Annotated in this window: 8 protein-coding genes; 1 reads left to right on the top strand and 7 read right to left on the bottom strand. The window is 45.6% G+C overall.

The window, feature by feature from the left end; translation table 11 throughout:
* A partial coding sequence (locus tag ICN11_RS10600; protein ID WP_216123889.1) for an IS3 family transposase occupies positions 1 to 96 on the top strand: 96 nt, incomplete at its 5' end.
* Positions 97 to 166: 70 nt separating this feature from the next.
* On the opposite strand, the gene ICN11_RS10595 is transcribed toward ICN11_RS10600, so the two are convergent.
* The 7 genes from ICN11_RS10595 to ICN11_RS10565 all read right to left on the bottom strand — a co-directional run bounded on the left by ICN11_RS10595 (position 167) and on the right by ICN11_RS10565 (position 6,063).
* Positions 167 to 664 (bottom strand): pilin, encoded by a 498-nt coding sequence (locus ICN11_RS10595; protein WP_216230349.1) that lies wholly within the window; start codon positions 662 to 664, stop codon positions 167 to 169.
* A gap of 122 nt (positions 665 to 786) precedes the next feature.
* Positions 787 to 1,494, bottom strand: a complete 708-nt coding sequence (locus ICN11_RS10590; protein ID WP_216230348.1) for a TerC family protein — start codon at positions 1,492 to 1,494, stop codon at positions 787 to 789.
* 83 nt (positions 1,495 to 1,577) lie between these two features.
* Positions 1,578 to 2,471: a succinate--CoA ligase subunit alpha gene (gene sucD, locus ICN11_RS10585; RefSeq protein WP_216135082.1), complete on the bottom strand. Its 894-nt coding sequence runs from the start codon at positions 2,469 to 2,471 to the stop codon at positions 1,578 to 1,580.
* Positions 2,472 to 2,486: 15 nt separating this feature from the next.
* The gene (gene sucC, locus ICN11_RS10580; protein WP_215354929.1) at positions 2,487 to 3,656 is read right to left on the bottom strand and encodes an ADP-forming succinate--CoA ligase subunit beta; all 1,170 of its coding nucleotides are present in this window, start codon (positions 3,654 to 3,656) and stop codon (positions 2,487 to 2,489) included.
* Between the two features lie 122 nt (positions 3,657 to 3,778).
* Entirely contained in the window at positions 3,779 to 4,315 is a 537-nt protein-coding gene (locus ICN11_RS10575) for a regulatory protein RecX (RefSeq protein ID WP_216230347.1), read from the bottom strand.
* Between the two features lie 7 nt (positions 4,316 to 4,322).
* A complete protein-coding gene (recA, locus tag ICN11_RS10570; protein WP_370623631.1) occupies positions 4,323 to 5,405 on the bottom strand; it encodes a recombinase RecA in 1,083 nt (360 codons plus the stop codon).
* Between the two features lie 124 nt (positions 5,406 to 5,529).
* Positions 5,530 to 6,063, bottom strand: coding sequence for a DUF2878 domain-containing protein (locus ICN11_RS10565; RefSeq protein ID WP_216230345.1), 534 nt, complete (start codon positions 6,061 to 6,063; stop codon positions 5,530 to 5,532).
* Positions 6,064 to 6,439 lie beyond the last annotated feature (376 nt).

Here is a 6,439-nt window from a genome sequence, read left to right as displayed (position 1 = left end):
GAATACATCCATTACTACAACCATGATCGGATCAAACAAAAACTAAAGGGATTAAGTCCGGTGCAATACCGAACTCAATCCCTCGTGCTAACCTAATTAAATTGTCCAACTACTAGGGGTCAGTTCATGAGGTGGCTTAATTTCTTATGGAGTATTGATAACTAAGTTACTTGGTAATGCGGCACTCTGATGGGAGTAACTGAGGGAGCAGATTGGTTTCAGTAGAACGACAAGACCACCCGCCAGCCCAAGTTGATCCCTCGGGCTTAGATAAATCAATTGCTTTGGGGACATTGGCATCTGGGTCATTCGTCGGAATGAGGTGCAATGTGTTCTTATCTTCCGGCGCAACGTTATTCTGAAAGTCTATGGCAATAGCACCAGAAGGCGTGATCTCAATTAACTTCACACTACGCGTTGGTACAAAGGTAAATGAACCACTAGTTGCTTTATCCATTGGCACCGTGCCTCCGCTAGCAAAAGCCTCGGTCACTGCCAGCTTAGCGCTGGAGGATAAATTCATACCCTCTACGATGCGGCTACGTGCAATGTAATCTTGATATTGAGGAACGGCGACTGCTACCAAAATACCAATGATGGCAACCACCACCATTACCTCAATTAAGGTAAATCCAGATTCTTGCTGCTGATCTTGTGTAGACATATTGATTGGCTCCTGAGGGTTAAACCCCTCATCATCCAGTCTATACCCAACATACTCAAGATGTCCAAATGTAAGAAAAGCCGGCTTTGAGGGCCGGCTTTTCTGATTAATGCGAGAAAAAATTAGTGCGCTGCTTTAGCTGCGTTTCTTTTCTTGAAGTAAGTACCAACAAGAATAACTATTGCTACACCAATAATTTCAAAGGCCAATTTAGCATCGCCCAGGGCAGCCTGAATGCTGTCTTTGATTGCTGGATCGTCTACCAACATACCGCCAGCCAACAAGCCCAAAAGACCTGCGCCCAAAGTAATGATGATTGGGAAGCGTTCCATCACTTTTAGCAACATAGCGCTACCAAAGATGATTAATGGAATGGACATACCCAAGCCAATAATCAACAAGAGTAAGCGAGTTTCCTCTGGACCTTTTTGGGCGGCTGCTGCAACTGCCAAAACGTTATCCAGACTCATCACCAAGTCGGCAATCAAGATCGTACGAATAGCAGCCCAGATGCTGGTCTTTGCTTCCATATGCTCTTCGCCACCGCTATCAGACAACAATTGAATACCGATGTAGAGCAACAGCAAACCGCCAACGATTTTTAAATAAGGCAGAGTTAATAAAGCAACTGCGGTAATTGTGAGTACTACACGCAAAATGATGGCTGCAGCACTACCCCAGAAAATAGCTTTCTTTTGCTGTGCGGGCGGTAAGTTGCGAGATGCTAAAGCGATAACAACCGCGTTATCGCCAGATAACAAAATATTGGCAACGATGATTGAAAGTAGTGCAGCCCAAAAGGTTGCATCTGAAAATGCTGAAAAATCCATAATGTCTCCGTACTTTTATATATTTTAGTTTTGACTACTGGGCGCTACAGTAAGCATGCCGACGAATCGGCATGCTTCCTTGATTACAACATGGCTTTGAGCAAAGCAGCCATTTCTGAAGGATTTCTTGTTACTTTAAAGCCACACTCTTCCATAACGGCAAGCTTGGCATCCGCTGTATCGGCACCACCAGAAATCAATGCGCCAGCATGGCCCATACGTTTTCCAGGGGGCGCTGTTACACCAGCGATAAAGCCAACAACTGGTTTCTTCATATTGTCTTTGCACCAGCGAGCTGCTTCAGCTTCATCTGGTCCACCAATTTCACCAATCATGATGACTGCATCAGTCTCAGGATCTTCGTTAAACATACGCATCACATCAATGTGCTTCAAGCCATTAATTGGATCGCCACCGATACCGACTGCAGTGGACTGACCTAAACCAATTGATGTCAACTGACCAACCGCCTCATAAGTCAGAGTACCAGAACGGCTAACTACACCGATACGACCCTTTTTATGAATATGGCCAGGCATGATGCCGATTTTGATTTCGTCAGGAGTAATAATTCCAGGGCAATTTGGGCCAAGCAATAAAGTCTTCTTGCCACCAGCAGCTTCTTTTGCATGCATCTTGTTACGCACTTCCAACATATCCTTGACTGGAATGCCTTCAGTAATACAGATAACAAAATCGAGATCAGCTTCAACAGCTTCCCAAATTGCAGCAGCTGCGCCAGGAGGCGGAACATAAATTACAGAAGTAGTGGCACCAGTTTGCTGGGCGGCTTCTTTTACAGTTCCATAAATTGGAATATTGAAAATAGACTCGCCTGCTTTTTTAGGATTTACACCAGCTACAAAACAGTTTTTACCGTTTGCGTATTCCTGGCACTTCTCAGTGTGGAATTGGCCAGTCTTACCAGTAATACCTTGAGTAATTACTTTAGTATTTTTATTTACCAAAATAGACATATTGAAGTTCCTTGATTATTTGTTTTTCGCAACAGCGGCAACTACCTTAGTAGCAGCTTCTGCCATTGAATCGGCGCTAATGATTGGCAAGCCAGAGTCTGCAAGAATCTTCTTACCCAACTCCTCATTGGTACCCTTCATGCGCACAACCAAAGGTACAGTCAAGTTCACCGCTTTACATGCAGTAACTACGCCATCAGCGATCACGTCGCAACGCATAATTCCGCCGAAAATATTGACCAAAATCGCTTCAACACTCTTGTTCTTGAGCATGATCTTGAATGCTTCTGTTACTTTCTCTGCAGTAGCGCCACCACCAACGTCCAGGAAGTTTGCTGGCTCGCCGCCGAACAACTTAATGGTATCCATCGTAGCCATTGCTAAGCCAGCACCATTCACCAAGCAACCAATGTTGCCGTCGAGTGAGATGTAAGCCAAGTCAAATTTAGAAGCTTCGATTTCTGCTGCATCTTCCTCATCGATATCGCGGTAAGCCACGATTTCTGGATGACGGTACAAGGCATTTGGATCGAAATTGAATTTAGCATCAAGCGCCTTGATCTTGCCGTTGCCTTCAAGAATCAATGGGTTGATCTCAACCAATGACGCATCAGTTTCCCAATAGGTCTTGTACAAATTCTTGAACACATCACTTGCCATTGGAATAGAAGCATCTGGAACTCCAATGCCTTTTGCAATGATCTGGCAATCAGCATCTGTCAAACCAATTAATGGATCAACAAATACTTTAATAATTTTTTCTGGGTGAGATTCTGCAACCTCTTCAATGTCCATACCACCTTCGCTGGACGCCATGATCACATTCTTCTGTGTTCCACGGTCAGTAACGATACTGAAGTAGTACTCTTTTTTAATATCAGCGCCGTCTTCAATTAGGAGGCGATTTACTTTTTGACCTTCTGGACCAGTTTGATGAGTCTTCAACTGCATACCCAAAATTTCAGAAGCGTACTTTTTCACTTCATCCATGCTGCGAGCTAATTTCACACCGCCGCCTTTACCGCGGCCACCTGCATGAATTTGCGCCTTAACAACCCATACTGGGCCGCCTAGCTTTTCGGCAGCTTTAATTGCCTCATCAACACTAAATGCAGGAATGCCATTTGGAACAGGCACATTAAATTGGCGTAGTAATTCTTTGCCTTGGTACTCGTGAATTTTCATTATTACTCCCGAAACGGTATCTTTTTTAGCAAGCGATGAGGATTAGTAAAGCCGGTTTTGCCGACTCCATAAGTCTATCATGCTGCAATGCGGCAACATCGCATTTTGGCTCCGTAATTGCCCTAGTCGGGTCGCCCAGCTACCACCTTAGACACGACATCTGAGCTAAAGCCCTTGGAGGCCAAAAATCGGTACTGACGTGCCCGCTCCTTTTGCTCGGTTGCTAATGCACCAAACTTACGCATCCACAGCTCATGAGCGCGTTGATATTCAGTTTCCTTAAGAGTCTTGAGTAAATCTGCTGTCTTTGAGCTATCGACCCCAGCCTGAGCAAGCTCATCCTGTATTTTTCGAACCCCAAACCGTTCACTACGGCGCCGGACTAGCGCCTCTGCAAAGCGCTGATCAGAAAGCCAGCCGCGAGCCTCGAAATCATCCAAAACTGCCTCAATCTGGACGGCCAGTGGAATTGCTGGGGTAAGCCCCTCAGAATCCTCGCTTGGGGCCTGGAACTTCAGCATCCTTGCCGCAGATTCTTCGAGCTTCGCTGCCAAACCCTTACGGCTGTACTCTCGCATCGATAAAAGGCGCAAAGCCCGAGCTTTGAGACTCGGGCTTTGTTTCTTACTTTTTTTAGCGGTGCCGCCTAATTCTGACATCGAAGAATTATGCTTCCTCTTCTTCACTCAACACGTCGCTCACCACTGCCGTGCCAGCCTTGACGCCCAATTTCGCACGAATCTTAGCTTCAATATCTTGAGCAATGGCTGGGTTTTCTTTTAAGAACTCACGCACATTGTCTTTTCCTTGGCCAATACGATCGCCATTGTAGGCATACCAAGAGCCTGATTTTTCAACGATATCGGCTTCAACACCCATATCAATAATTTCACCTTCTCGGGAAATTCCAGCGCCGTACATGATGTCAAAGATAGCTTCGCGGAATGGCGGAGATACCTTGTTCTTCACGACCTTCACACGGGTCTCATTACCAACAATCTCATCACCCTTCTTAATGCTACCGATACGACGAATATCTAAACGCATGGAAGCATAGAACTTGAGCGCATTACCGCCAGTAGTGGTTTCAGGCGAACCAAACATCACACCAATCTTCATACGAATCTGATTGATAAAGATGACTGTTGTATTGGTACGCTTGATAGCGCCAGTCAACTTACGCAAAGCTTGACTCATCAGGCGAGCCTGTAAGCCTGGCAATGAATCGCCCATATCGCCTTCGATCTCCGCCCTTGGAACCAAGGCTGCTACAGAGTCAATGACGATTAAATCAATAGAGCCTGAGCGCACTAAAGCATCAGCAATTTCCAAAGCTTGCTCGCCAGTATCTGGCTGGGAGATCAATAAATTATTTACATCGACACCTAAGCGTGAAGCGTACTGGACATCCAATGCGTGCTCAGCATCGATAAAGGCGCATGTTCCACCAATCTTTTGCATCTCTGCAATCGCATGCAAAGTCAATGTTGTCTTACCTGAAGATTCTGGGCCGTAAATCTCAATCACGCGCCCACGCGCCAAACCGCCAACTCCAAGTGCAATATCCAAACCCAATGAGCCACTAGAAACGACCTGAATATCTTGATGAATCTCTGCATCACCCAATCTCATGATTGAGCCCTTACCAAATTGCTTCTCAATTTGCGCCAAGGCTGCAGTTAATGCCTTTTGCTTATCTCCGCTCATGCCGTCAAATTCTGATGAGGCTGATTTTTTCTTATCATCCAAGGCCATTTTTTAATTCCTTTTCGCTATGTATTGGGCTTTTTCCCGAAGTTTTCGTGCTTTTCAACAACTCAGAAGTTACTGTATATAAAAACAGTACTATTTGCAAGCGGCTTTTTATAGGAATTTATGGATTTTTTACTAAGCCACCCTTGATTGGGGTGCGATCCCAGTAGAAAAAGAGGGGGATAGCTATGCCCCAAGCAAGCCCAAGCAGAATTAGGCCGCCGATTTGACCATCGACACCCCATGCTCCAGCACCCATTCTGACCCCAGCTTCGTAGGACATGGGGCCAGCAATAGCCCCCAAAACTGCGCCTAGGATGGGCTTACCTCGTAGCCAAGCCAATGAGCTATTCAGGGTGCTGGCCACTAAAGCCCATAAAGTCCACATCCATGCCGGTGAGAGATAGGTGCTTGGCCAGGGGTTGCCAAAGCTCAAAAAGCCCCAGTTAGCGATTAGGGTGTCAACTGCCACCCCAAATAAAGCAGCCTTAAGAATTAGTTTGAGCTCCGAAATCTGCTGAGGAGAACGCCAGATATGCACGGCAATATAGAGTAAAGTCAGGAGCACTGGCCAAAGGACCTGTTGATTGGCGGCGCCAATAACGCAGGCAAACCAACCAGCTTGGAAAAAGACGAAGTTCCAGAATTTAGCCATCGATCGAACCCAAGCGACTTTACCTAAGAAAAAGGCCACTGCCGGTGGGCAATGGCCTCTTGATATGGTGGCGAATCAGGGAATCACGCAGTTCTCAACCCATATTTCTGTAACTAATTGATTTAATTAGCTTTAAAGCTAGGCCTCTTCATCAGGGGAGAACCAATGTGCTACACCTAAATACGCCAATAATAGCTAATTCTAATCGAATACCCGCTCAACACTTTTGGTTGATGCATCAATGACTGCTAACGACCTTGATTTCAACCCGTCAACGCAACAGATTGAGCAAAACGTTCTGCCGGTGTTTGATAGTTTAGTGTTTTTCTAGGGCGTTCATTTAATTGTCTTGCTACAGCATTGAGTTTTGCTTGTG

Origin of the sequence: Polynucleobacter sp. 78F-HAINBA, assembly GCF_018882325.1 — a bacterium.
Taxonomy (GTDB): domain Bacteria; phylum Pseudomonadota; class Gammaproteobacteria; order Burkholderiales; family Burkholderiaceae; genus Polynucleobacter.
Note: the sequence above shows the minus strand (reverse complement) of the source record. Positions and strands in the feature narration are given on the sequence as shown.

What these genes read in the sequence shown, in the direction of transcription:
- sucC (WP_215354929.1), bottom strand. Translation starts at nt 3,656, where the DNA reads ATGAAAATTCACGAGTACCAAGGCAAAGAATTACTACGCCAATTTAAT.
- ICN11_RS10595 (WP_216230349.1), bottom strand. Translation starts at nt 664, where the DNA reads ATGTCTACACAAGATCAGCAGCAAGAATCTGGATTTACCTTAATTGAG.
- ICN11_RS10575 (WP_216230347.1), bottom strand. Translation starts at nt 4,315, where the DNA reads ATGTCAGAATTAGGCGGCACCGCTAAAAAAAGTAAGAAACAAAGCCCG.
- ICN11_RS10565 (WP_216230345.1), bottom strand. Translation starts at nt 6,063, where the DNA reads ATGGCTAAATTCTGGAACTTCGTCTTTTTCCAAGCTGGTTGGTTTGCC.
- sucD (WP_216135082.1), bottom strand. Translation starts at nt 2,471, where the DNA reads ATGTCTATTTTGGTAAATAAAAATACTAAAGTAATTACTCAAGGTATT.
- ICN11_RS10590 (WP_216230348.1), bottom strand. Translation starts at nt 1,494, where the DNA reads ATGGATTTTTCAGCATTTTCAGATGCAACCTTTTGGGCTGCACTACTT.